A 22,793-nucleotide genomic window follows, 5' to 3' on the forward strand; every position below is an offset into this window, starting at 1 on the left:
CGCCGGAAGCCGTCTAGCCGATGACCCGGAACCCCGGCGCCGGGATCTCGGCCCGCGTCGACACGTCCACCGCCGCGACCCGCGCGGCCGCCGGTCCCTGCCGGCAGGCCGCCAGCATCGCGTCCACCGCGGCCTCGGGGCCTGAGAACACGGCCTCGACGGAGCCGTCCCGGCGGTTGCGCACGTGGCCCGCGAGGCCGCGCGCCCGCGCCTCGCGCTCGGTCCAGGCCCGGTAGGACACGCCCTGCACCCGGCCGCTGATCACCACCGCGACGGTCTTCGTCTCGCTCAACCCGATCCCTCCCCGGTCGCCCGGGGAACTGGGCCGGCGGGCCGGGCCGGCAAGCCCGCCTCGGATGCCGCGATAGTCCGGAAACTCCGAGGCGCCGCCGCGAGCGGCACGCAACCGTGCCTCTCCGGCTCGGGCACCGCGAGGCGCAGGGCCGCGATGTCGGGTGGGACCCTGACGCTCCGGCGCCGGCGCGGAGGACAAGACCTTCCTGGCCGGCGTGTCGATCCACGTCTTCCGGGTCGCGATGCCGGATCCGGGATCAGCGCCCGGTGGCGCGGGCCGCGACGGTCAGCGCGACCGCTTGCGCGTGACACGGATGCCGACGCCTCTCGGCGCGCGGACGGCGTCCCCCTGGCGGATGGCCCGCTGGACGTTGCGCGGGCCCGCCACGCCCTGCGTCCCGCCGGGCGCCGTCACCGGGTCCCGGCCCGCCGGCGCGCCGACCGACTGCGCCGAGGCGCCGCCGGACAGAAGGCCGAGTGCGAGGGCAATGAGAATTGTCGATCGCATCGTCGTGATCCGTTCAAATCTGTTTTTGTCCGGCGCCGACACGGGTCCGGCCCTCGCCTCAAGCTGCCAATGCTGAGGATTGTTCCGTTCGGCGCTGCGGATCGACATGGGATGCGGCCGGATCTGGCACATGGCCTGCATGACGGGCCGACAGCCGCCGTCGGGGAAGAAGCGTGCGGAACGTCGATTTCGGAGGCTCCATCGCATGCCGCTGCCGGCTCATTCGCCCGAGGCCGCCGTACCCGGCGCGACACCGCCGGCTGCGGCGCGGCCGGTGGAGGGCAGGCTGTCCCGCGGGGCCGTCGGCCTGCTCGGCCTCCAGCACGTGCTCGTCATGTATGCGGGCGCCGTGGCGGTGCCCCTCATCGTCGGGCGCGCCCTCAAGCTCTCACCGGAGCAGGTGGCGATGCTGGTGAGCGCCGACCTCTTCGCCTGCGGCCTCGTCACGCTGATCCAGAGCTGGGGCCTGCCGGGCGTCGGCATCCGCATGCCGGTGATGATGGGCGTCACCTTCGCGGCCGTGACCCCGTTGGTGGCCATGGGCACCGATCCCGAGATCGGGTTGGCCGGCATCTACGGGGCCGTGATCGCCTCCGGCCTGTTCGGGTTCCTCTTCGCGCCCCTGGTCGGGCGGCTGCTGCCGCTGTTCCCGCCGGTGGTGACCGGAACCATCATCCTCGTCATCGGCATCTCGCTGATGCGCGTCGGCGTGAACTGGGCGGCCGGCGGTGTCGGGAACCCGGATTACGGCAAACCGCTCTACATCGGCATCGCGGCCTTCGTGCTCTGCGCGATCCTGGCCATCACCCGCTACGCCACCGGCTTCGTCGCCTCGGCCTCGGTGCTCGTCGGCATCGTGCTCGGCATGTTCGTGGCCGGGTTCGCGGGCCTCGTCCACCTGGACCGCGTCGCCGCCGCCCCCTGGTTCGACGTGGTGCGCCCCTTCGCGTTCGGCTGGCCGACCTTCGACCCCGTCTCGGTCGTCACGCTCTGCCTCGTGATGGTCGTGGTGATGATCGAGTCGACCGGCATGTTCCTGGCGCTCGCGGAGATCACGGGCGACCCGGTCGATGAGCGGCGGCTGACCAAGGGCCTGCGGGCGGACGGGCTCGGCACCGTCCTCGGCGGCGTGTTCAACACCTTCCCCTACACCTCGTTCTCGCAGAACATCGGGCTCGTGGGCGTGACCGGCGTGCGCTCCCGCTGGGTCACGGTGGCGGGCGGGCTGATCATGATGGGCCTCGGGCTGATCCCGAAGCTCGCGGCGCTCGTCGAGGCGGTGCCGCCCTGCGTGCTCGGCGGGGCGGGTCTCGTGATGTTCGGCATGGTCGGCGCCACCGGCGCGCGCATCCTCGGGGGCGTCGATTTCGCGGGCAACCGCAACAACCTGTTCGTCGTCGCGGTCTCGGTCGCGTGCGGCATGATCCCGCTGGTCGCCCCGGCCTTCTTCAAGCAGATGCCGCACGCGCTGTACCCGCTGCTGGAATCGGGCATCCTCCTCACGGCCATCTCGGCGGTCGGGCTGAACCTGTTCTTCAACGGCCTCGGCGGCCGGGCGGAGGCCCGCGACGCGGCGGTCCGCCAGGCCCGCGCCGCCGAAGCCCACTGAGCGCATCGCGAACCGACGGGAGCCCAGCATGCCGCTCACCGCCTCGACCTACGGCAAGGCCCGCATCCGGGTGATGCGCTCGGATCCGCGCGGCCGCCCCGTCGCGAGGGCCCCGCGGTCCGGCTGGTCGTACGTCCACGCCGACGGCTATCGCGCGCTCTCGGACGCCGACGACCGCATCGCCGCCAGCCTGCGCGCGAACGGGACCTGGAACGCCGTGCCCGCGGACTCGGCGAGCGTGCGGGACCTGCTGTATCGCAGGGGTGAGGCGGTGCTGGCCGCCATCCCCGAGATCGCCGAGGTCGGCTTCGCCATGCCGGACACGCACGACGTTCCGAACGATCTCCGGCCCGCCGGGCCGGACGACCCCGGCACGGTGTCCCTGCCGGCCGACGAGCCGCACGGCCCGATCCAGGCCACCACCGGCCGGAGCATCTGAGCGGCATGGACGCGAGACCCGACATCGTGCCGACCGGCGGACCGCTGGAACGCCTGTTCCGGCTCTCCGCGCACGGCACCACCGTGCGCACCGAGATCCTGGCCGGGCTGACCACCTTCCTGACGATGGCCTACATCGTCTTCATCAATCCGAGCATCCTGGCCGATGCCGGCATGGATCGCGGGGCGGTCTTCGTCGCGACCTGCCTCGCGGCGGCACTCGGCTCCCTGGTGATGGGCCTCCTCGCCAACTGGCCGGTGGCGATGGCGCCCGGCATGGGGCTCAACGCCTACTTCGCCTACGTGGTCGTGCTCGGCATGGGCTACACGTGGCAGGCCGCGCTCGGCGCGGTGTTCATCTCCGGCCTCTGCTTCCTCGTCGTGACGCTGACCGGTCTGCGCCGGGTGATCGTGGACGGCATCCCGCGCTCCATGCGCATCGCGCTCACCGTCGGGATCGGCCTGTTCCTGGCGATCATCGCCCTCAAGAGCGCCGGCATCGTCGCGGCGAGCCCCGCGACCTTCGTGACGCTCGGCGACCTGCACAAACCCGGCACGGTGCTCGCCGTCCTCGGCTTCCTCACCGTCGCCGTGCTCTCGGTCCGGCGGGTCAGGGCGGCGCTGCTGATCTCGATACTGGGCGTGACGGTCCTGAGCTTCCTCGTCGCCGGCAACGGCTTCGGCGGCGTGGTCTCGCTGCCCCCCTCGATCGCGCCGACCTTCCTGGCGCTCGACCTCTCGGGCGCGCTCTCGGCCGGGATCCTCAACGTCGTGCTGGTGCTCTTCCTCGTGGAGCTGTTCGACGCCACCGGCACGCTGATGGGGGTGGCGAGCCGGGCGGGATTGCTCACGCCGGAGCGCACGGCCGGCCTCGACCGGGCGTTGATGGCCGATTCCGCGGCGATCTTCGCCGGCTCGCTGCTGGGCACGTCGAGCACCACCGCCTACCTGGAGAGCGCGTCGGGCGTCGAGGAGGGCGGACGCACCGGGCTCACCGCGGTGACGGTGGCGGTCCTATTCCTGGCCTGCCTGTTCTTCGCGCCGCTCGCCGGCTCGGTGCCGCCCTACGCGACCGCGCCGGCCCTGTTCTACGTGGCCTGCCTGATGCTGCGCGAGCTGGTCGATCTCGACTGGGACGACCTCACCGAGGTGATCCCGGCCTGCGTCACGGCGCTGCTCATGCCCTTCACCTACTCGATCGCGACGGGCGTCGCCTTCGGCTTCATCACCTACGCGGTGCTGAAGCTGTTGACGGACCGGGCGCGGGACGTGAAGCCCGTGGTCTGGCTCATCGCCGCCCTGTTCCTCGTCAAGTTCGTCACCACCGGAGCCGCCCACTGACCGCGCCCGCAGACACCGTGCGTGCCGTCCGCGGCCGGGTCCTCACCCTCCGGGCGAACCCGTTCCTGGCCGAGCCCCGCGAATGCCTCGTCCACCACGAGGACGGTCTCGTCGTGATGCGGGGCGGGCGCATCACCGCCTTCGGCGCCTACGAGCTGACGAAGGGCGCCCTGCCCCCGGGTGTCGTGCCGGCGGAGTATCCGAACGCGCTGATCCTGCCGGGTCTGATCGACACCCACGTGCACTACCCGCAGATCCAGATGGTCGGGGCCTTCGGCGCGCAACTGCTCGGCTGGCTGGAGCGCTACACCTTCCCGGCCGAGGCCTCCTTCGCGGACCGGCGGCACGCCGAGGACACGGCGCGGCTGTTCCTGCGCGAGGTTCTGGCCTGCGGCACCACCACGGCCGCCGTCTACTGCACGGTCCACCCGCACTCGGTGGACGCGTTCTTCGCCGAGTCCGAGCGCTTCAACACCCGCATGGTGGCCGGCAAGGTGCTGATGGACCGGAACGCACCCTCCGCCCTCCTCGACACCGCCGAGAGCGGCTACCGGGAGAGCGAGGCGCTGATCCGCCGCTGGCACGGGCGCGGGCGCCAGCTCTACGGGGTGACGCCGCGCTTCGCCCCCGCCTGCACCGAGGCGCAGCTCGACGCGGCCGGCGCGCTGCTGCGGGCGCATGACGGGCTCTATCTGCAGACGCATCTCTCCGAGAGCCCGGCCGAGGTCGCCTGGGTGCAAGAGCTCTTTCCCGCACGCGGCAGCTACCTCGACGTCTACGCCCATGCGGGGCTCGTCGGGCCGCGCTCGGTCTTCGGCCACGCGATCCACGTGGACGAGGCCGATCTCTGCACCTGTCACCGCACGGGCGCGGCGCTCTCGCACTGCCCGACCTCGAACCTCTTCCTCGGCAGCGGCCTGTTCCGGCTCTTCGACGCGCTCGACCCGCGCCGCCCGGTCCGGACCGGGCTCGGCACCGATATCGGGGCCGGCACCACGCTCTCGCTCGTTCGCACGCTCGGCGAGGCCTACAAGGTGGCGGCGCTCCGCGGCGACAAGCTCGACGCGGTGCGCGCGCTCTGGCTCGCCACCGCGGGCGGCGCCGAGGCGCTCCACCTGGAGGACCGGATCGGCCGCATCGCGGTCGGCTACGAGGCCGATCTCTGCGTGCTCGACACCGCCGCCTCTCCGCTCCTCGCCCACCGCGCCCGCTACTGCACGGATATCGAGGAGCTTCTGTTCGTGCAGATGACGCTCGGCCCCGAGCGCGTGCAGGCGACCTGGGTGGCGGGTGAGCCCGTCTACGAGGCGGCCCGGACGCCCGATCCCTACCGCTACGCCAAATAATCGGTTTCGAAAGGTCGGAGACCTTTCGCGGATGCAGGGCGGAGCCCTGCATCTGGAACCTCCGCCCCGGCTCCGCCGGGGCGGAGGTTCCAATCCCGCGGCTGCACGCACCGGACTCCGGCAAAGGTCCGTGGCCCTTCGGAAGCCCAAGGCCCTGCGCTGCACGCATGACGATGCGCGCCCGTGCGCTCCGCGGCTGGCATTCCAGTTGCTGACGCGGGGCAGGCCGCGGATGATACACCGAGCCCCGATCCCGTACCCTGAGCCCTGCCGGCCCCGGTCCGCGGCCGGCCAGAGGATGCGTTGCCGATGACAGCCGAGACCCCGAAGACCCACAACCTGCGCATCGACGGATCGCGCCTCTGGTCCACCCTGATGGAGACCGCCCGGTTCGGCGCGACCCCGGCGGGCGGCCTCAACCGGCTGACCCTGTCGGAGGAGGACCGCGCGGTGCGCGACTGGTTCCGCGACGCCTGCGAGGCGGCGGGGCTCGAGGTCGGCACCGATGCGCTCGGCACCCAGTTCGCCCTGCGCCGCGGCCGCGACATGAGCCGGAAGCCCATCGCCTGCGGCTCGCATCTCGACACCCAGCCGACCGGCGGCAAGTTCGACGGGATCCTCGGCGTGCTCGCCGGGCTCGAGGTGATGCGCAGCCTGAACGACGCCGGCATCGAGACGGAGGCGCCGCTGCTGCTGGTCAACTGGACCAACGAGGAGGGCTCGCGCTTCGCTCCGGCCATGATGGCCTCGGCCGCCTATGCGGGCGCGTTCACCACCGAGGAGATCCTGGCCAAGCGCGACGCGAAGGGCGTCAGCGTCGGCGAGGCGCTCGACTCCATCGGCTACCGGGGCTGCGAGGCGGTCGGCGCGCGCGAGATCGGCGCCTTCGTGGAACTGCACATCGAGCAGGGCCCGATCCTGGAGGCCGAGGGCAGGACCATCGGCGTGGTCGAGGGCGGCCAGGGCATCGCGTGGTTCGACGGCACGGTCACGGGCTTCGAGAGCCATGCCGGCACCACGCCGATGCCGCGCCGCCGCGACGCCATGCTGGGGCTCGCCGAGTTCGCGCTGGCGGTCGAGCGCGTCGCGCTGGCGCACGCGCCCACCGCCGTCGCGACCATGGGCGAGGCCGAGATCGTCAGCCCCTCGCGCAACGTGGTGCCGGGCCAGATCCGCTTCACCCTCGACCTGCGCGACCCGGCCTCCCCGGTGCTCGACGCCATGGAATCCGCGCTCGCGGATGCAGCCGCCGAGATCGCCGCGCGGCGCAACCTCGCGATCGCGCTCACGCGGATCTGGCGCAAGGAGCCGGTCCCGTTCGATCCGCGCCTCGTCGCGGCGGTCGATGGCGCCGCCGAGGGGCTCGGCCTGAGCCGGCGCCGCATGGTCTCCGGCGCGGGCCACGATGCCTGCAACCTCGCCGGCTGCATGCCGGCGGCGATGATCTTCGTGCCCTGCAAGGACGGCGTCAGCCACAACGAGGCTGAATCGGCGACGCCGACGGATTGTGCGGCCGGCGCCGACGTCCTGCTGCACACGCTGGTGGCGCTCGCCAACGCGCCGAAGGCCTGACAATCCGGTTCAGGCCCGCGAGGGCCTGTTTGATAGGCATTTCTGCGGGCCGGCCCCGGGTCGTCCGAAGGAGTGCCTATTTTTTGTTCAGACGATCTTGCCCCATCGGCGCATGTATCGGAACCGAACGCCGGAAGCACCCGAAAGAAGAAAATCGTCCTTTCGCGCGTCGTTCAGGTTGATCTCGCCGCCGCGAAGAATGCCGTGACGCGCGACTGGGAGCCGAACTCTCCGATCGCATCGGCCGGTGTTGGCCGACCCCTTGCATAGAGCGGCTCCGTCCCCGGGCACCTCGCGGTGCCCCCCATGGAGCCAGCAACCCCGACATGTTCTCTACCGCGAAACGACTTGGCACCCGCGCGGTGCTGGCCGGCGCTCTGACGGTGTCGGGCGCCGTGCCCGGCGCCCTGGCCCAGGGCGTGCTCCGCATCGGCATGACCGCATCCGACATCCCGCTGACCACGGGGCAGGCCGACAACGGCGGCGAGGGCATGCGGTTCACCGGCTACACGGTCTACGACGGGCTGGTGAACTGGGACCTGTCCTCGGCCGACAAGCCGTCCGACATCGTCCCGGGCCTCGCCGAGAGCTGGACGGTCGATCCGAGCGACAGGACGAAGTGGACCTTCAAGATCCGCCCCGGCGTGAAGTTCCACGATGGTTCCGACTTCACCGCCGAGTCGGTGGTCTGGAACCTCGACAAGCTGCTGAAGAACGAGTCCCCGCAATACGACCCGCGCCAGTCCGCCCAGGGGCGCACCCGCATCCCGGCGGTGGCGAGCTACCGGGCGCTCGACCCAATGACCTTGGAGGTCGTCACCAAGGCCCCCGACGCCACCCTGCTCTACCAGCTCGCCTGGATCATGATGTCCTCGCCCGCCCAGTGGGAGAAGCTGGGCAAGAGCTGGGACGCCTTCGCCAAGACCCCGTCCGGCACCGGTCCCTGGAAGATGACGCTGTTCGCGCCCCGCGAGCGCGCCGAGATGGTGCCGAACGCCAATTACTGGGACAAGGCCCGGGTGCCGAAGCTCGACAAGCTCGTGCTGGTGCCGCTGCCGGAGGCCAACGCCCGCGTCGCGGCTCTGCGCTCCGGCCAGGTCGACTGGATCGAGGCCCCCGCCCCCGACGCCGTGGCCTCGCTGAAATCGGCCGGCTTCAAGATCGTCACCAATGCCTACCCGCACAACTGGACCTGGCACCTCTCCCGGATCGAGGGCTCGCCCTGGAACGACATCCGGGTGCGCAAGGCCGCCAACCTCGCCATCGACCGCGAGGGCCTGAAGGAACTGCTCGGCGGCCTCGCCATCCCGGCCAAGGGCTTCATGCCGCCCGGCCACCAGTGGTTCGGCAAGCCGACCTTCGACGTGACGTACGATCCCGAGGCGGCCAAGAAGCTGATGGCCGAGGCCGGCTACACGCCCCAGAAGCCGCTCGCCATCAAGGTCGGCATCTCGGCCTCGGGCTCGGGCCAGATGCAGCCCCTGCCGATGAACGAGTTCGTGCAGCAGAGCCTCGCCGAGGTCGGCTTCAAGGTCGATTTCGAGGTGGTCGAGTGGAACACCCTGATCAACATCTGGCGCGCGGGCGCCAAGGCCGACATCTCCCGCGGCGTCTCGGCGATCAACTACTCGTACTTCATCCAGGACCCCTTCACCGGCTACATCCGCCACCTGCAGTGCAACCTCGCGCCGCCGAACGGTACGAACTGGGGCTACTACTGCGACCCGGCGATGGACAAGCTGTTCGACGGCGTGCGCAACGCCTTCGACAAGTCCGAGCAGGAGAAGGTCCTGAAGCAGGTCCACGAGAAGTTCGTCGACGACGCGCTGTTCGTGATGATCACGCACGACGTCAATCCACGCGCCATGAGCGCCAAGGTGAAGGGCTTCACCCAGGCGCAGAACTGGTTCCAGGATTTTTCGAACATCACCATGGCGACCGCTGGCCGCTGACATCGGTGGCTCCGGCCTACGGGCCGGAACCGCGACAGGCCCCCTCTCCCGTGCGGGAGAGGGTTGGGGTGAGGGACGAGAACTCCACGGAAGGGGCGTGAGGCCACCGCGGACAGGCTACGGCTTCTCCGTATGGCTCCGAGCCCCTCTCCCTGTCCCTCTCCCGCACGGGAGTGGGGACCCGCGCGCTCTCCTGACGCGGGTCCGAAGTCCAGCGGTTCGGAAGATCTGCCCGAACCGCCGCGTATGCCGCTGAAACAGTCGAGTTCATTGAGCCGATGCTGCTCTACATCCTGAAACGTCTGCTCTACGTCACGCCGGTCGCGTTCGGCGTCAGCGTGGTCTGCTTCGCGCTGGTGCATCTCGCCCCGGGCGATCCCTTGAGCGCCGTCCTGCCGGCGGATGCCACCCAGGCCACCATCGACGAGATGCGCGCGGCCTACGGCTTCGACAAGCCGCTCCCCGTGCAGTACGCGATCTGGCTCTGGCACGTGCTCCAGGGCGATCTCGGCATCTCCATCGCCACCGGACGCCCGGTGCTGGGCGAGGTCTCCCGCGCGGTCGTCAACAGCCTGATCCTGGCCTCGGTCGCGACGCTGATCGGCTTCACCTTCGGCACCCTGTTCGGCTTCGTCGCGGGCTACCACCGCAACTCGATCCTCGACCGGGCCGCCTCCGCGCTCTCGGTCTTCGGGGTCAGCGTGCCGCACTACTGGCTCGGCATGGTGCTGGTGATCATCTTCTCGGCGACGCTCGGCTGGCTGCCGCCGACGGGCGCGGGGCCTGACGGCTCGGGCAACTGGCGGCCGGACTTCGAGCACCTGCGCTACATCATCCTGCCGGCGGTCACGATGTCGGTGATCCCGACCGGCATCATCGCCCGCACGGTCCGGGCGCTGGTGGCCGACATCCTCTCCCAGGACTTCGTCGAGGCGCTGCGCGCCAAGGGCATGAACGAGTGGGGCGTGTTCAAGCACGTGGTGCGCAACGCCGCGCCCACCGCGCTCGCCATCATGGGCCTGCAACTCGGCTACCTGCTCGGCGGCTCGATCCTGATCGAGACCGTGTTCGCGTGGCCCGGCACCGGGTTCCTGCTCAACGCCGCGATCTTCCAGCGCGACCTGCCGCTGCTGCAGGGCTCGATCCTCGTGCTGGCGATGTTCTTCGTCGGCCTCAACCTCATCGTCGACGTGATGCAGACCGCCCTCGATCCGCGCATCGAGCGGGCCTGAGGAGAGAGTGATGACCGCACCCGTCACCGCCGCCTCCGTCGCCCTCGACGGCGCCGTGCCCACCGCCGCCCCGGTCGCCGAGGCCGAGGTCTTCGTGCCCTCCCGCGGCTTCTGGGGCCATGTCGGCCACCGGCTGATGCGCGATCCCGTCGCCATGGCGGCGGGCGCCGTGATCCTGGCGATCGTGCTGGTGGCGATCTTCGCGCCCTGGATCACGCCGATGGACCCCTACAAGGGCTCCATGCTGCGCCGCCTCAAGCCCGTGGGCGATGCCACCTACTGGCTCGGCTCGGACGAGCTCGGCCGCGACATGATCAGCCGCCTGATGGTGGGGGCCCGCCTCTCGCTCTTCATGGGCGTCACGCCCGTGCTGATCGCCTTCGCGATCGGCTCCTCGATCGGGATCCTGGCCGGCTACGTCGGCGGCTGGACCAACACGATCCTGATGCGCACCATCGACGTGTTCTTCGCCTTCCCGTCGGTGCTGCTCGCCATCGCGCTGTCGGGCGCACTGGGGGCGGGCATCTTCAACGCCATCGTCTCGCTGACCTGCGTGTTCGTGCCCCAGATCGCCCGCGTCGCCGAGAGCGTGACGACCGGCATCCGCCGGCGCGACTACATCGACGCCGCCAAACTCTCCGGCGCCTCGGCCTTCACCATCATGCGGGTGCAGGTGCTCGGCAACGTGGTCGGGCCGATCTTCGTGTACTCCACGTCGCTGATCAGCGTGTCGATGATCCTGGCCTCGGGCCTCTCCTTCCTCGGCCTCGGCGTGCGCCCGCCCGAGCCCGAATGGGGCCTGATGCTCAATACCCTGCGCACCGCGATCTACGTGAACCCGATGGTCGCGGCGCTGCCGGGGCTCGCGATCTTCATCGTCTCGATCTCGTTCAACCTGTTCTCGGACGGCCTGCGGACGGCCATGGAGATCCGCCAGTGAGCGTCACGACCCTGTCCCTCCCCCCATCCCCTGCCCTCGCTCAGCCGCTGGCGCGCGCGCCTGTCGATCCCCGCGACCGCGGCGGCCCGGCGCAGCCGCTCCTCTCGGTCTCCGGGCTCGTCAAGCACTTCCCCGTCCGCAAGGGCAGCGGACCGAAACAGGTCGTCCGCGCCGTCGACGGAGTCGATTTCGAGACGTTGAAGGGGGAGACGCTGGGCATCGTCGGCGAATCGGGCTGCGGCAAATCCACCACCGCCAAGCTCCTGATGGGGTTGATCGAGCGCGATTCCGGCGACTTGCTCTTCGACGGCGAGGCGGTCGGCACGCGCGCGCTCCCCTGGCGGGCCTATCGGCGCCAGGTCCAGATGGTGTTCCAGGATTCCTACGCCTCGCTCAACCCGCGCATGACGGTCGAGGCCTCGATCGCCTTCGGCCCGAAGGTCAACGGCGTGCCGGGCCGTCAGGCCGTCGAGCGGGCCCGGGCGCTCCTCGCCCGCGTCGGCCTGGAGCCGAAGCGTTTCGCCGCGCGCTACCCGCACGAACTGTCCGGCGGCCAGCGCCAGCGCGTGAACATCGCCCGCGCGCTCGCGCTCGAACCGCGCCTCGTCCTCCTCGACGAGGCGGTCTCGGCACTCGACAAGTCGGTCGAGGCGCAGGTCCTGAACCTGCTGCTCGACCTCAAGGCCGAGTTCGGGCTGACCTACATCTTCATCAGCCACGACCTGAACGTGGTGCGCTTCATCTCGGACCGCGTGATGGTGATGTATCTCGGCCGCGTCGCCGAGATCGGCCCCTCCGACACGGTGCTGGCCGAGCCCGCCCACCCCTACGCGCACGCGCTGCTCCACGCCATGCCGTCGCTCGATCCCGACAACCGCACCCAGGAGGCGCTGCTCGCGGGCGATCCGCCGAACCCGATCGACCCGCCCTCCGGCTGCCGCTTCCACCCGCGCTGCCGCCTCGTCGCCCCGGTCTGCTCGGGCAAGGAACCGCCCCTCGATGCGGTGGGCCCCGCCCACCGCGCCGCCTGCCTCGCGCGCCAGCCCGGCTCCGGCCACCCGGACGCGCCCTCCGTCCAGGCTGCCGCATGAGCGCGGGAGAGACGAGCATGACCGACACCCCCGCCGTGATGCTGAGGGACCTGAAGGTCGCCTTCGGCAAGGTCCAGGTGGTCGATGGGGTCGACCTGACGCTGGAGCGCGGCCAAGCCATGGCGCTGATCGGCGAATCGGGCTCCGGCAAGAGCGTGACGCTGCGCGCCATCCTGCGCCTCTTTCCCGAGGGGCGTAGCCGGATCACCGGCACGGTCGCGGTCGGCGGCCGCGATGTGCTGGGCCTCTCCAAGCGCGAGCTGGCCGACTACCGCGGCCGCGAGGTCTCGATGATCTTCCAGGAGCCGCTGCTCGCCTTCGACCCGGTCTACACGGTGGGCCGGCAGATCACCGAGGCGATCCTGCGCCACGAGGGGGTCTCGCAGGCGGAGGCCCGAGCCCGGGCCCTCGCGCTGTTCGAGCGGGTGCGCATCCCGAGCCCGGAGCGGCGGCTCGACAACTTCCCGCACGAGATGTCGGGCGGCATGCGCCAGCGCGCGATGATCGCCCTGGCGCTGGCCTGCCGGCCTCAGGTGCTGCTTGCCGACGAGCCGACCACGGCGCTCGACGCCACGGTGCAGATCCAGATCCTGCTGCTGCTGCGCGAGTTGCAGCGCGACCTGGGCCTCTCGATCATCCTGGTCACGCACGATCTCGGCGCGGCGGTCGAGGTCGCCGACCGGATCAGCGTGATGTATGCGGGCCATATCGTGGAGACCGGCTCGGCCCGGCAGATCGTGCGCGACCCCCACCACCCCTACACGGTCGGCCTGCTGCGCAGCCGCGCCGAGGGGGCGATGGACCGCGGCGGACGGCTCCAGACGATCCCCGGCAGTCCGCCGGACCTCGCGAACCGCCCGGCCGGCTGCCCTTTCGCGCCGCGCTGCTTCCTGGCCGAGGAGCGCTGCCGCCGCGAGCGCCCGCCGCTCGGCGCCGTCGGCGACGGCCATCAGGCCGCCTGCTGGCGCGCGGAGGAGGCCGCTTCCGCCTTCAAGGACGGACAAATCCGGGGCGCGCTCGAGAGCGCGTGATCCCGCACGCGCCGTTCCTGTGGATCACAGGGAGGGCGCGTGTGGCACGCTTCATTCCAGCCTTAATTTTGAGTTACGAATCGACCCGGGATTTGAGTGTCGGGCGGAACCCGGTCTTCCGGGGCCGCACTGCACTCTCTATCTGCCTCGAACGACAGATTCATGGTTCCGGTCGTGCCAGCCTTCACCCGTCTCCGCGCCGCCACGAAGTCCGCCCGCACGCTCGCCCTTCTCGCGGGCCTGATGGTGGTCCCGTCCGCCGTGCTGGCCTACGCCGACCTGCTCCCGGCCCCGCTCAACCTCGACGTCCTGGGCCTCGGCTCAGACGAGCAGCCGGACCTGCCCCACGTCGCCCGCCAGATCGCCATCGGCGCGCCGCTGCGCATCGTCGCCTTCGGCTCCTCCTCGACGGAGGGCATCGGCGCCAGCAGCCCGACCAAGGCCTACCCGCCGCTGCTCGAAGCCTCGCTGCGCAAGCTCTACCCGCAGCTCGGCGGCGTCACGGTGCTCAACCGCGGCATCGGCGGCGAGCACGTGGACGACATGCTCAAGCGCCTGGACCGGGACGTGATCGCTGCCGAACCCCAGCTCGTGATCTGGCAGACCGGCAGCAACGATCCGCTGCGCGGCGTCTCCCTCGACCACTTTCGCGAGGCCACGGTCGGCGCCGTCAAGCGCCTGCAAGAGGCCGGCATCGACGTGGTGCTGATGGAGCCGCAATGGTGCCCGGCGCTCGACGCCACGCCCGGCTCCTACCGCTTCCGCGACGCGGTCCGCGAGATCGGCGACGAGCTCGGCGTGCCGGTGATCCGCCGCGCCGACCTGATGCAGGACTGGATCCGCGAGGGGAAGCTGACCCGCAAGCAGCTCTTCGCGGCGGACGGCCTGCACATGGCCGACGGCGGCTACGCGCTGCTCGCCCAGGCGGCCGCGGCCGCGATCGTCGAGGATTCGGGCCGCGTCAGCGTCGCCGAGGCCGTGGCGGAGTAAGGGCGCTCCCGCCGCGCTCCCCCCTCCCCCCTCTGCGGGGGAGGGAGAAGTGCGGGCCGTCCGGTCTCGCCTCAAACCGACAGCCAGCGCAGCACCTGGGCCTCGTCCATGTCGGCCCGCGGCCCCGCATCGACCACCTGCCCGCGGTCCATCACCGCGTAGCTGTCGCAGAGGTCGCGCGCCCACTCGAAATACTGCTCCACCAGCACGATCGCCATCTCGCCCTTGGCCCGGAGATAGGTGATGGCCCGGCCGATATCCTTGATGATCGAGGGCTGGATGCCCTCGGTCGGCTCGTCGAGGACGAGGAGCTTCGGCCGCGTCACCAGGGCCCGCGCGATGGCGAGCTGCTGCTGCTGGCCGCCCGAGAGGTCGCCGCCGCGCCGGTGCAGCATGTCCTTCAGCACCGGGAACAGGTCGTAGATCTCGCCCGGCACGTAGCGGTCGGCCCGCTTGCAGGGGGAGAAGCCCGTCTCGAGGTTCTCCTTTACGGTGAGCAGGGGGAAGATCTCGCGGCCCTGCGGCACGAAGGCGACGCCCGCCCGCGCCCGGTCGTAGGGGGCGAGGCCCGACAGCACCGTGTCGCCGAGGCGGATCGAGCCCTTGGCGATCGGCTGCTGGCCGACGATGGCGCGCATCAGCGAGGTCTTGCCGACGCCGTTGCGGCCGAGCACGGCCGTGACGCGGCCGGGCTCCGCGGTGAGCGAGACGCCGCGCAGGGCCTTGGCGGCCCCGTAGTACAGATCGATGGAGTCGACCGTCAGCATCGGTTGTCAGCCCGTTCCATGCAAATCCGGGGATCCCAAAGGGCCTCAGGCCCTTTGGCGGGGTCCGGGGCGCGCAGCCCCGGGTGGGAAGCCCTCTGCCCGGCACAGCCGGACAGAGGGCTTCGCCGCAGGGCTCTGCCCTGCACCCGCGAAAGGTCTCGACCTTTCGAAACCATGACTTGGCAGGGCGCCGGCACGGTGCTCAGCGCCCCAGATAGACTTCGACCACCCGCGGGTCGGCCGAGACCGCGTCGATCGAGCCCTCGGCCAGCACCGCGCCCTCGTGCAGGCAGGTGACGCGGCACTGGAGCGCGCGCACGAAGTGCATGTCGTGCTCCACCACGATCACCGCGTGGTCACGGGCGATCTCGCGGAGCAGCGTCGCGGTCTCGGCGGTCTCGGCATCGGTCATGCCGGCCACCGGCTCGTCCACCAGCAGGAGCTTGGGGTCCTGGGCCAGCAGCATGCCGATCTCCAGCCACTGCTTCTGTCCGTGCGAGAGATCGGCGGCCGGCCTCCCCCGGTGGGCGATCAGCCCGACCTTCACCAGCAGCGCGTCGATCCGCTCGGCCTCGACCCGGTTGCGCCAGCCGAACAGCGAGGCCAGCCCCGAGCGCGGACCCTTGAGCGCCAGCAGGACGTTGTCGGCCACCGTGTGGCTCTCGAACACGGTCGGCTTCTGGAACTTGCGGCCGATGCCGAGGTCGGCGATCGCCGGCTCGTCGAGCTTCGTGAGGTCGTGCACGCCGTCGAAGAGCGCGATGCCCGTATCGGGCCGCGTCTTGCCGGTGATGCAATCCATCATCGTGGTCTTGCCGGCCCCGTTCGGGCCGATGATCGCCCGCATCTCGCCCCGGTCGAGGGTGAGCGAGAGGCCGCGCAGCGCCCGGTAGCCGTCGAAGGTCACCCGCAGGTCGTCGAGATAGAGCAGGGCGTCGGTGACGCGCTTGGTCTGGGCCGGGGCGTGGCCGTCGTCGGGCCGGCCGGTCGCGGTGGCGCTGACCGGCGCCAGGAGGTCGGCATCGCTCATCAGCCCTGCCCCTCTTCGGCGAGTTTCGGCGCGATCTCGGGCTCGGGCGGCAGCTTGGCCTTCGCGCGGGGACTGCCGAAGCGCTCGATCAGGCTGCCGACGATGCCCTTGGGCATGAACAGCGTCACAACGACGAAGAGCGCCCCCAGCGCGAAGAGCCACGCGTCGGGCATCGCGCCGGTGAGTACGGTCTTGGCATAGTTGACGATGACCGCGCCGAGCGCCGCGCCGACCAGCGTGCCGCGCCCACCGACCGCGACCCAGATCACGGCCTCGATGGAGTTGGTGGGCGCGAACTCGCCCGGGTTGATGATGCCGACCTGCGGCACGTAGAGGGCCCCGGCGACGCCCGCCATCATGGCCGAGACCGTGAAGGCCAGCGTCTTGTAGTGCTCCGGGCGGTAGCCGAGGAAGCGCGTGCGCGGTTCGGCATCCCGCACCGCGATCAGGATCTTGCCGTAGGCCGAGACCGTCATGAAGCGGGCGACCAGGTAGCCGAGCGCGAGCGCGATCCCGGTCGCCACGAAGAGCGCCACGCGCGTGCCCTGCGCCTGGACGGGGAAGCCGAGGATGTCCTTGAAGTCGGTGAGCCCGTTGTTGCCCCCGAGCCCCATGTCGTTGCGGAAGAAGGCCAGCATCAGCGCGAAGGTCATCGCCTGCGTGATGATCGACAGGTAGACGCCCGTCACCCGCGAGCGGAAGGCGAGCCAGCCGAACACGAAGGCGAGCAAGCCCGGCACCGCCAGGACCATCAGCGCCGCGAAGGCGAAGTGGTCGAAGCCGAGCCAGTACCAGGGCAGTTCCTTGTAGTTCAGGAACACCATGAAGTCGGGCAGGACCGGGTTGCCGTAGACGCCGCGCGGGCCGATCTGGCGCATCAGATACATGCCCATCGCGTAGCCGCCGAGCCCGAAGAAGGCGCCGTGGCCGAGCGAGAGGATGCCGCAATAGCCCCAGACGAGGTCGAGGCTGAGCGCGAGCAGCGCGAAGGCGAGGTACTTGCCGAAGAGCGAGACCAGATAGGTCGGCAGGTGCAGCCCGGACCCCTCGGCGACCCCGAGGTTCAGGAGCGGCACCACGAGGCAGAAGGCGGCCAGGGCGGCGAGGAAGATCCAGCCCTTGGGGTCGATGAGGCGGGTGCGGGTCATGCTCAGGACTCCACCGCCCGGCCCTTGAGCGCGAACAGGCCGCGCGGGCGCTTCTGGATGAACAGGATGATGAAGACGAGGAGCGCGATCTTCGCGAGCACGGCGCCGAAATACGGCTCGAACAGCTTGTTGGCGACGCCCAGCGTCAGCGCGGCCACCAGCGTGCCCCAGAGGTTGCCGACGCCGCCGAACACCACCACCAGGAACGAGTCGATGATGTAGCCCTGGCCGAGGTTCGGCGAGACGTTGTCGATCTGCGACAGCGCCACGCCCGCGATGCCGGCGATGCCTGAGCCCAAACCGAAGGTCATCGCGTCGACCCAAGGGGTACGGATGCCCATGGCGGCGGCCATGCGGCGGTTCTGGGTGACCGCACGGGTCTTCAGGCCGAACGCCGTCTTGCGCAGCACGAAGAGCAGTCCGAGGAAGACGGCGAGCGAGAACAGCACGATCCAGAGCCGGCCCCAGGTGATCGAGAGGCCGAACAGGTCGAAGGCGCCCGACATGAAGCCCGGCGAGCCGACCTCGCGGTTCGTCGGCCCGAAGATCGAGCGCACGGCCTGCTGCAGGATCAGGCTCACGCCGAAGGTCGCGAGCAGGGTCTCCAGCGGGCGCCCGTAGAGGAACCGGATGATGCCGCGCTCGATCGCGACGCCGACCGCGCCCGCGACAAGGAAGGCGCACGGGATGCTGATGGCGAGCGACCAGTCGAACAGGCCGGGCGCGTGCGCCCGGATCGCGTCCTGCACGAGGTAGGTCGTGTAGGCGCCGAGCATCACCATCTCGCCGTGCGCCATGTTGATGATGCCCATCACCCCGAAGGTGATGGCGAGCCCGATCGCGGCGAGCAGCAGCACGGAGCCGAGCGACACGCCGTACCAGACGTTCTGTGCGGCCGCCGCGATGGCGAGCCGGGTCTCGACCTGCTGGATGCCGCGGCCGGCGGCCGCCTTCACGGTCTCGTTCGGATCGCTGGCCGCGACGGTGCGCAGGATCGCGATGGCGTCGCCGTCGCCCCGCGCCTGGATCGACGGCAGGGCGGCGAGCCGCTCGGCGTCCGGCGTGCCGGGCTTAGCCAGCAGCACGGCGGCGCGGGCGGCGGCGAGCGCGCGCTTCACGCCCGCATCGGATTCCCGGGCGAGCGCCGCGTCGAGCGCGGGGAGCGCCACGGGATCGCGCGCCTTGAAGACCGCGTCGGCCGCCTCTCGGCGCCGGGCCGCGTCGGGGCTGGCGAGATTGAGCTGACCCTGCGCGGCGTCGAGTGCACGGCGGATCTTGTTGTTGGCGCGGACCGGCTTCAGCCCCTCGGCCTGGGCCGGCGCACCCGTGCGGGCATCGGCGAGGGCGTCGCCCTGCTTGATGAAGAGCGCCTTGTCGGCGGGTCGGTAGAGCAGCCGGCCCTCGCCCAGGGCGGAGAGCACCGCGCCCGCGCGCGGGTCGCCGCTCGCGGCGAGCGCGGCGATGCCGGCCTCGATGTCGCCGTAGCTGTCGCTGGCGAGCCGCGTGTAGGCGTCGGCCGGGACTGCGTCCTGCGCCACGGCCGGCGCGGCAAGGCCGAGCAGAAGCGAGAGGATGATGATGCGGATCATGGAACTCGGGTCCCCGCGGTCGCGCCGACACGCGCCGTCTCGGAGGGATCTGCAGATGTGCGGTGCGTCCGGCATCACGGCGTCATCCCGGATCCGCCAGGGCGGGCCCGGGATGGCACCAGCGCTATCGAAGGCTTCGGCTCAGGCGCCTCCGCACTTCTTTGTCTTGGTGTTGTAGTTGCCGCAGTTGAGCTTGACCCAGTCGGCCTCGAGGTCCTTCGAGCCCTCGAGCTGCTTCGACCACGCCTCGCCCGGAATCAGGCCCTCGGTCTTGTTCACGACGTCGAACTGGCCGTCGTCCTTGATCTCACCGATGAAGACCGGCTTCGTGATGTGGTGGTTCGGCAGCATCTGGGAGGTGCCGCCGGTGAGGTTCTTCTGCTCGGTGCCCGGCAGCGCGGCGATGACCTTGTCGGGATCGACGGTGCCGGCCTTCTCGACGGCCTTCACCCACATGTTGAAGCCGATGTAGTGCGCCTCCATCGGGTCGTTGGTGACGGCCTTGGGGTTCTTCTTGTAGGCCTGCCACTGCTGGATGAAGGCCTTGTTCTCGGGCGTGTCGATCGACTCGAAGTAGTTCCACGCCGCGAGATGGCCGACGAGCGGCTTCGTGTCGATGCCGGCCAGTTCCTCCTCGCCGACCGAGAAGGCCACGACCGGGATGTCGGTCGCCTTGATGCCCTGGTTGGCGAGTTCCTTGTAGAACGGCACGTTGGCGTCGCCGTTGATAGTCGAGACCACGGCCGTCTTCTTGCCGGCCGAACCGAAGCTCTTGATCGCTGCGACGCGGGTCTGCCAGTCGGCCTGGCCGAAGGGCGTGTAATTGATCGAGATGTCCTCGGGCTTCACGCCCTTGGCCGTGAGGTAGGCTTCGAGGATCTTGTTCGTGGTGCGCGGATAGACGTAGTCGGTGCCCTCCAGCACCCAGCGCTCGACCTTCTCCTCCTTCATCAGGTAATCGACGGCGGGAATCGCCTGCTGGTTCGGCGCGGCGCCGGTGTAGAACACGTTCCGCTCGCTCTCCTCGCCCTCGTACTGGACGGGGTAGAACAGGATCGAGTTCAGTTCCTTGAACACCGGCAGCACGGATTTGCGCGAGACGCTGGTCCAGCAACCGAACACGGCCGAGACCTTGTCCTTGGCGATCAGCTCGCGGGCCTTCTCGGCAAACAGCGGCCAGTTCGAGGCCGGATCGACCACCACCGGCTCCAGCTTCTTGCCGAGCACGCCGCCCTTCTTGTTCTGCTCCGCGATGAGCATCAGCATCGCGTCCTTCAGCGTCGTCTCGGAGATCGCCATGGTCCCCGAGAGCGAGTGCAGGATGCCGACCTTGATGGTCTCCTGCGCCCGTGCCGTGCCGGCGCCCAGTGAGGCCAGCGCCACGCCGCCGGCGAGCGCCGCGGCGGAAACCCAGGTCTTCAGTCTTGTCATCATGCCGTTCCCCGGCCGCTTTCCGCGGCGGCAGCGCTCAAGCAACGTGCATGCCAGGAAGCCGCGGGCACGGATCTGCGTGCCGAATGAACAGGTGGCTCGCTCCAGCGGCAGGTGCGATGCCGCGCAGCGTCCAGATATGCTTGCAGATTGGGCATGTGGCGCGCAAAGGGGCTCGACCCTCGCACGCGCTCTTCGCGTGACGATGGATGTCCAGCGTCGCCATCCGGTCCGCGCCCTGCTAGGCGACGGCGGCGCGGACGTTGCCCGCGACGCGGGCGGACAGGAGCGCGGCCGGACATGAACGAGGCGGTTCCGCCCCCCGCACCCGCGCGCCAGCGCTCGGTCGGCCGCGTCGCGCTCGTGGCGGAGGGGCCGGGGCCGGCGCGCTTGCGGGACCTCGCCGAGGCAGGCCCCCTGCGCCTGCGCTTTCCCAGGCGCCACGGCGCGGCGGAGACCGAGGCCGTGCTGGTCAACACCGCGGGCGGCGTCGCCTGCGGCGACCGGTTCGGCGTCGCGGTCGATCTCGGCGCGGGCGCCCGCCTCTGCTTCACCAGCACGGCGGCGGAGAAGGTCTACCGCTCGGACGGTCCGGTCAGCCGGATCGAGAACCGGGTCCGGCTCGCGGCGGGCGCACACCTCGCCTGGCTGCCGCAGGAGACGATCCTGTTCGATCGGGCGCGGGTCCGGCGGCGCTTCGAGGCCGACCTCGCGCCTGATGCCGGGCTGCTCATCTTCGAGGCGGTGGTCTTCGGCCGGACCGCCCGCGGCGAGGTGCTGAGCGAAGCCCTGTTCGAGGATATCTGGCGGGTGCGTCGCGGCGGCCGCCTCGTCTACGCGGATACGCTCCGGTTCGAGGGGCCGGTCGGCGCGCTGCTCGCACGCCCGGCGATCGGGGGCGGAGCGGCCGCCTGCGCCACCCTGCTCGACCTGTCGCCCGGGGCCGAGAGCCGTCTCGACGCGGCGCGCGGCCTGCTCGACGGCGCCGGGGCTCTCGGCGTCGAGGCCGGCGCGAGCGCCTGGAACGGTCATCTCGCGGTGCGCATGCTGGCGCCGGGAATCGGTCCGTTGCGCGCCCTCGCGGTGCGCTTCCTCGAAGGCTACCGCGCGCTGCCGGTGCCCCGAGTCTGGCAGGGCTGACCCCCCGCGTCGGCTTCGGTGCAGAACCTGCACGTGTCCCGTTGCGTCGCGCCCGTCGCCTTGCTAGACACCGGCCACCCCGAGCCGGCCGCCCGGCGCGGGTGCGCGAAGCCTCCGCACGGGGGCGCACGCCGAAGGCCTCGTGGCGGAGTGGTTACGCAGAGGACTGCAAATCCTTGCACGGGGGTTCGATTCCCTCCGAGGCCTCCAAATTTACTTACAAATCAAACACTTAGGTTATACGGGCTGCTATGGGATGCGGCCCGCATACCCGTTTTTGACCCCCATTCACTACCAAGAGTACTCCGCGGGGAGTAGTCAAAGGACCTGAACTCCTCTGCACCCTCTGCGCTCTCATGAGCCGGTCAGAAGGGCTATGAGGAGGAACCCACCGCGTAGCTGGACGAGGGCCCAGGGCAGCCACACGGGCGGCCTTGGGTCACTCCTTTGTTTCCTCAAGGATGCTGAGGGCCAGCTTGCGGGCTTCATCGCGGGTGAGGATGAGGCACCGGGACGCCTGAGCGAGACCCCCAGCTTCCTCATTCTTCCGTAGATGCTCCGCGTAGGCCTCGCACTTCTTCTGGTCCCAGAGGCGGCTATGGGCGGCAATGTCGTAGGAGCGGACCGAGGGGGCACCACCGGGCGCGGTGAGTACCATGGTCACGAGGATTGCGTAATGGATCTGGTCTCTCCCTTAGTCGGCCAGCGTGAGTCGGAGGGCTTCGCGGTCCTCAGCATCTAGAGGCACGCAGTACCCCCGGGCCGAGGCGCCGGGTCCGAACCGCTTGACCGCGCCAGCGTTGCGGCTGGCCGTCAGCTTTGGGTCGTCAATATCGCGCTCGCATTCGGCCTTAGTGTAGGCCTCGGGGATCATGGTGGGACCGATGACCTCCCCCTGTCCGTTCAAAATGACGATAAGTAAAAGCCATTTCATCGACTTAGCCCCTAGGTGATGCTCTCGGCCAGGGCAAGGGCATCGTTGCCGGACACGAGAACTCACTGAGGAACCACCACAAGCCGTTCACCCACGCGCACCTACTCAAGCCGAGGCATTTGGAGAAAGCAGGCATCCATGGTCATCAAGCGAGGCTCGATCTGAACTGCGTTCCTCTCCGATGCGCCCGCGGCGGTCAGGAGGATGTGGCGGAGACTTAGCTCGGCCTAAGCGTGCTCGAGCTGGCACTCATCATTGGGCCCCAGGATACGAGGATGCATATGGGATACACCCACCTAAGAGCCTGTTTGAGGTCCTCCGCCGGCCGTCCCCATCTGTCTCGTGTCACCAATACACGATCCGTCTGGCAGGACGGAGGAGAGAGCAGATGTGGACGGACCGGCATCGGA

The 22,793-nt window shown here is 70.2% G+C and carries 19 protein-coding genes and 1 tRNA gene; 13 read left to right on the plus strand and 7 right to left on the minus strand.

Annotated elements, in window-relative coordinates; all coding sequences use genetic code 11:
• Window positions 1-13: 13 nt before the first annotated feature.
• Window positions 14-292: an acylphosphatase gene (locus MFF56_RS17075; RefSeq protein ID WP_066922385.1), complete on the minus strand. Its 279-nt coding sequence runs from the start codon at window positions 290-292 to the stop codon at window positions 14-16.
• 288 nt (window positions 293-580) lie between these two features.
• Window positions 581-910, minus strand: a complete 330-nt coding sequence (locus MFF56_RS17080; protein ID WP_308445276.1) for a hypothetical protein — start codon at window positions 908-910, stop codon at window positions 581-583.
• 97 nt (window positions 911-1,007) lie between these two features.
• Between MFF56_RS17080 and MFF56_RS17085 the strand changes: the two genes are divergently transcribed.
• From MFF56_RS17085 to MFF56_RS17135, 11 genes are all read left to right on the plus strand, one after another.
• Window positions 1,008-2,411: a nucleobase:cation symporter-2 family protein gene (locus MFF56_RS17085; RefSeq protein ID WP_082773047.1), complete on the plus strand. Its 1,404-nt coding sequence runs from the start codon at window positions 1,008-1,010 to the stop codon at window positions 2,409-2,411.
• Window positions 2,412-2,439: 28 nt separating this feature from the next.
• Window positions 2,440-2,850 carry a hypothetical protein gene (locus MFF56_RS17090; protein ID WP_066922388.1) on the plus strand — a complete coding sequence of 137 codons (411 nt, stop codon included), beginning with the start codon at window positions 2,440-2,442 and terminating at the stop codon, window positions 2,848-2,850.
• Between the two features lie 5 nt (window positions 2,851-2,855).
• Window positions 2,856-4,190 carry an NCS2 family permease gene (locus MFF56_RS17095; protein WP_066922390.1) on the plus strand — a complete coding sequence of 445 codons (1,335 nt, stop codon included), beginning with the start codon at window positions 2,856-2,858 and terminating at the stop codon, window positions 4,188-4,190.
• Complete coding sequence (gene guaD, locus MFF56_RS17100) at window positions 4,187-5,536, plus strand: guanine deaminase (RefSeq protein WP_373324096.1); 1,350 nt, start codon at window positions 4,187-4,189, stop codon at window positions 5,534-5,536. Before MFF56_RS17095 ends, guaD begins: the two co-directional genes overlap by 4 nt.
• Window positions 5,537-5,845: 309 nt before the next feature.
• A complete protein-coding gene (locus MFF56_RS17105; protein ID WP_066921528.1) occupies window positions 5,846-7,108 on the plus strand; it encodes a Zn-dependent hydrolase in 1,263 nt (420 codons plus the stop codon).
• 326 nt (window positions 7,109-7,434) lie between these two features.
• Entirely contained in the window at window positions 7,435-9,060 is a 1,626-nt protein-coding gene (locus MFF56_RS17110; RefSeq protein WP_066921526.1) for an ABC transporter substrate-binding protein, read from the plus strand.
• A gap of 278 nt (window positions 9,061-9,338) precedes the next feature.
• Entirely contained in the window at window positions 9,339-10,292 is a 954-nt protein-coding gene (locus MFF56_RS17115) for an ABC transporter permease (RefSeq protein ID WP_066921523.1), read from the plus strand.
• Window positions 10,293-10,302: 10 nt separating this feature from the next.
• The gene (locus MFF56_RS17120) at window positions 10,303-11,232 is read left to right on the plus strand and encodes an ABC transporter permease (protein WP_066921520.1); all 930 of its coding nucleotides are present in this window, start codon (window positions 10,303-10,305) and stop codon (window positions 11,230-11,232) included.
• Window positions 11,233-11,279: 47 nt separating this feature from the next.
• Window positions 11,280-12,323 carry an ABC transporter ATP-binding protein gene (locus tag MFF56_RS17125; RefSeq protein ID WP_238230454.1) on the plus strand — a complete coding sequence of 348 codons (1,044 nt, stop codon included), beginning with the start codon at window positions 11,280-11,282 and terminating at the stop codon, window positions 12,321-12,323.
• Entirely contained in the window at window positions 12,320-13,354 is a 1,035-nt protein-coding gene (locus MFF56_RS17130; protein ID WP_066918459.1) for an ABC transporter ATP-binding protein, read from the plus strand. The genes MFF56_RS17125 and MFF56_RS17130 overlap by 4 nt, the downstream gene beginning before the upstream one ends.
• Window positions 13,355-13,516: 162 nt before the next feature.
• A complete protein-coding gene (locus MFF56_RS17135; RefSeq protein WP_066918457.1) occupies window positions 13,517-14,344 on the plus strand; it encodes an SGNH/GDSL hydrolase family protein in 828 nt (275 codons plus the stop codon).
• 71 nt (window positions 14,345-14,415) lie between these two features.
• Here the strand turns inward: MFF56_RS17135 and urtE are convergent, their stop codons facing one another.
• The 5 genes from urtE to urtA form a co-directional block, all read right to left on the minus strand.
• Window positions 14,416-15,111 carry an urea ABC transporter ATP-binding subunit UrtE gene (gene urtE, locus MFF56_RS17140; protein ID WP_066918455.1) on the minus strand — a complete coding sequence of 232 codons (696 nt, stop codon included), beginning with the start codon at window positions 15,109-15,111 and terminating at the stop codon, window positions 14,416-14,418.
• A 202-nt stretch (window positions 15,112-15,313) separates the two neighbouring features.
• Entirely contained in the window at window positions 15,314-16,141 is an 828-nt protein-coding gene (gene urtD / locus MFF56_RS17145) for an urea ABC transporter ATP-binding protein UrtD (protein WP_082772811.1), read from the minus strand.
• The gene (gene urtC, locus MFF56_RS17150) at window positions 16,141-17,289 is read right to left on the minus strand and encodes an urea ABC transporter permease subunit UrtC (RefSeq protein WP_066918453.1); all 1,149 of its coding nucleotides are present in this window, start codon (window positions 17,287-17,289) and stop codon (window positions 16,141-16,143) included. Before urtC ends, urtD begins: the two co-directional genes overlap by 1 nt.
• A 2-nt stretch (window positions 17,290-17,291) precedes the next feature.
• Complete coding sequence (gene urtB, locus MFF56_RS17155; protein WP_066918451.1) at window positions 17,292-18,878, minus strand: urea ABC transporter permease subunit UrtB; 1,587 nt, start codon at window positions 18,876-18,878, stop codon at window positions 17,292-17,294.
• A 141-nt stretch (window positions 18,879-19,019) separates the two neighbouring features.
• Window positions 19,020-20,309, minus strand: coding sequence for an urea ABC transporter substrate-binding protein (gene urtA / locus MFF56_RS17160; protein ID WP_066918463.1), 1,290 nt, complete (start codon window positions 20,307-20,309; stop codon window positions 19,020-19,022).
• Between the two features lie 300 nt (window positions 20,310-20,609).
• On the opposite strand from urtA, the gene MFF56_RS17165 reads away from it, so the two are divergent.
• Together MFF56_RS17165 and MFF56_RS17170 are read left to right on the plus strand one after the other, a co-directional pair.
• A complete protein-coding gene (locus MFF56_RS17165; RefSeq protein ID WP_066918449.1) occupies window positions 20,610-21,449 on the plus strand; it encodes an urease accessory protein UreD in 840 nt (279 codons plus the stop codon).
• A 136-nt stretch (window positions 21,450-21,585) separates the two neighbouring features.
• Window positions 21,586-21,659: transfer RNA gene (locus tag MFF56_RS17170), tRNA-Cys, on the plus strand.
• Window positions 21,660-22,793: the final 1,134 nt, after the last annotated feature.

The sequence above is a fragment of the Methylobacterium hispanicum genome (assembly GCF_022179285.1).
Lineage (GTDB): Bacteria > Pseudomonadota > Alphaproteobacteria > Rhizobiales > Beijerinckiaceae > Methylobacterium > Methylobacterium hispanicum.

What these genes read in the sequence shown, in the direction of transcription:
- MFF56_RS17080 (WP_308445276.1), bottom strand. Translation starts at nt 910, where the DNA reads ATGTCGATCCGCAGCGCCGAACGGAACAATCCTCAGCATTGGCAGCTT.
- MFF56_RS17110 (WP_066921526.1), top strand. Translation starts at nt 7,435, where the DNA reads ATGTTCTCTACCGCGAAACGACTTGGCACCCGCGCGGTGCTGGCCGGC.
- urtA (WP_066918463.1), bottom strand. Translation starts at nt 20,309, where the DNA reads ATGACAAGACTGAAGACCTGGGTTTCCGCCGCGGCGCTCGCCGGCGGC.
- MFF56_RS17165 (WP_066918449.1), top strand. Translation starts at nt 20,610, where the DNA reads ATGAACGAGGCGGTTCCGCCCCCCGCACCCGCGCGCCAGCGCTCGGTC.
- MFF56_RS17090 (WP_066922388.1), top strand. Translation starts at nt 2,440, where the DNA reads ATGCCGCTCACCGCCTCGACCTACGGCAAGGCCCGCATCCGGGTGATG.
- MFF56_RS17135 (WP_066918457.1), top strand. Translation starts at nt 13,517, where the DNA reads ATGGTTCCGGTCGTGCCAGCCTTCACCCGTCTCCGCGCCGCCACGAAG.
- MFF56_RS17130 (WP_066918459.1), top strand. Translation starts at nt 12,320, where the DNA reads ATGAGCGCGGGAGAGACGAGCATGACCGACACCCCCGCCGTGATGCTG.
- MFF56_RS17120 (WP_066921520.1), top strand. Translation starts at nt 10,303, where the DNA reads ATGACCGCACCCGTCACCGCCGCCTCCGTCGCCCTCGACGGCGCCGTG.
- MFF56_RS17095 (WP_066922390.1), top strand. Translation starts at nt 2,856, where the DNA reads ATGGACGCGAGACCCGACATCGTGCCGACCGGCGGACCGCTGGAACGC.
- MFF56_RS17105 (WP_066921528.1), top strand. Translation starts at nt 5,846, where the DNA reads ATGACAGCCGAGACCCCGAAGACCCACAACCTGCGCATCGACGGATCG.
- MFF56_RS17085 (WP_082773047.1), top strand. Translation starts at nt 1,008, where the DNA reads ATGCCGCTGCCGGCTCATTCGCCCGAGGCCGCCGTACCCGGCGCGACA.
- urtE (WP_066918455.1), bottom strand. Translation starts at nt 15,111, where the DNA reads ATGCTGACGGTCGACTCCATCGATCTGTACTACGGGGCCGCCAAGGCC.
- urtB (WP_066918451.1), bottom strand. Translation starts at nt 18,878, where the DNA reads ATGATCCGCATCATCATCCTCTCGCTTCTGCTCGGCCTTGCCGCGCCG.
- urtC (WP_066918453.1), bottom strand. Translation starts at nt 17,289, where the DNA reads ATGACCCGCACCCGCCTCATCGACCCCAAGGGCTGGATCTTCCTCGCC.
- MFF56_RS17115 (WP_066921523.1), top strand. Translation starts at nt 9,339, where the DNA reads ATGCTGCTCTACATCCTGAAACGTCTGCTCTACGTCACGCCGGTCGCG.
- urtD (WP_082772811.1), bottom strand. Translation starts at nt 16,141, where the DNA reads ATGAGCGATGCCGACCTCCTGGCGCCGGTCAGCGCCACCGCGACCGGC.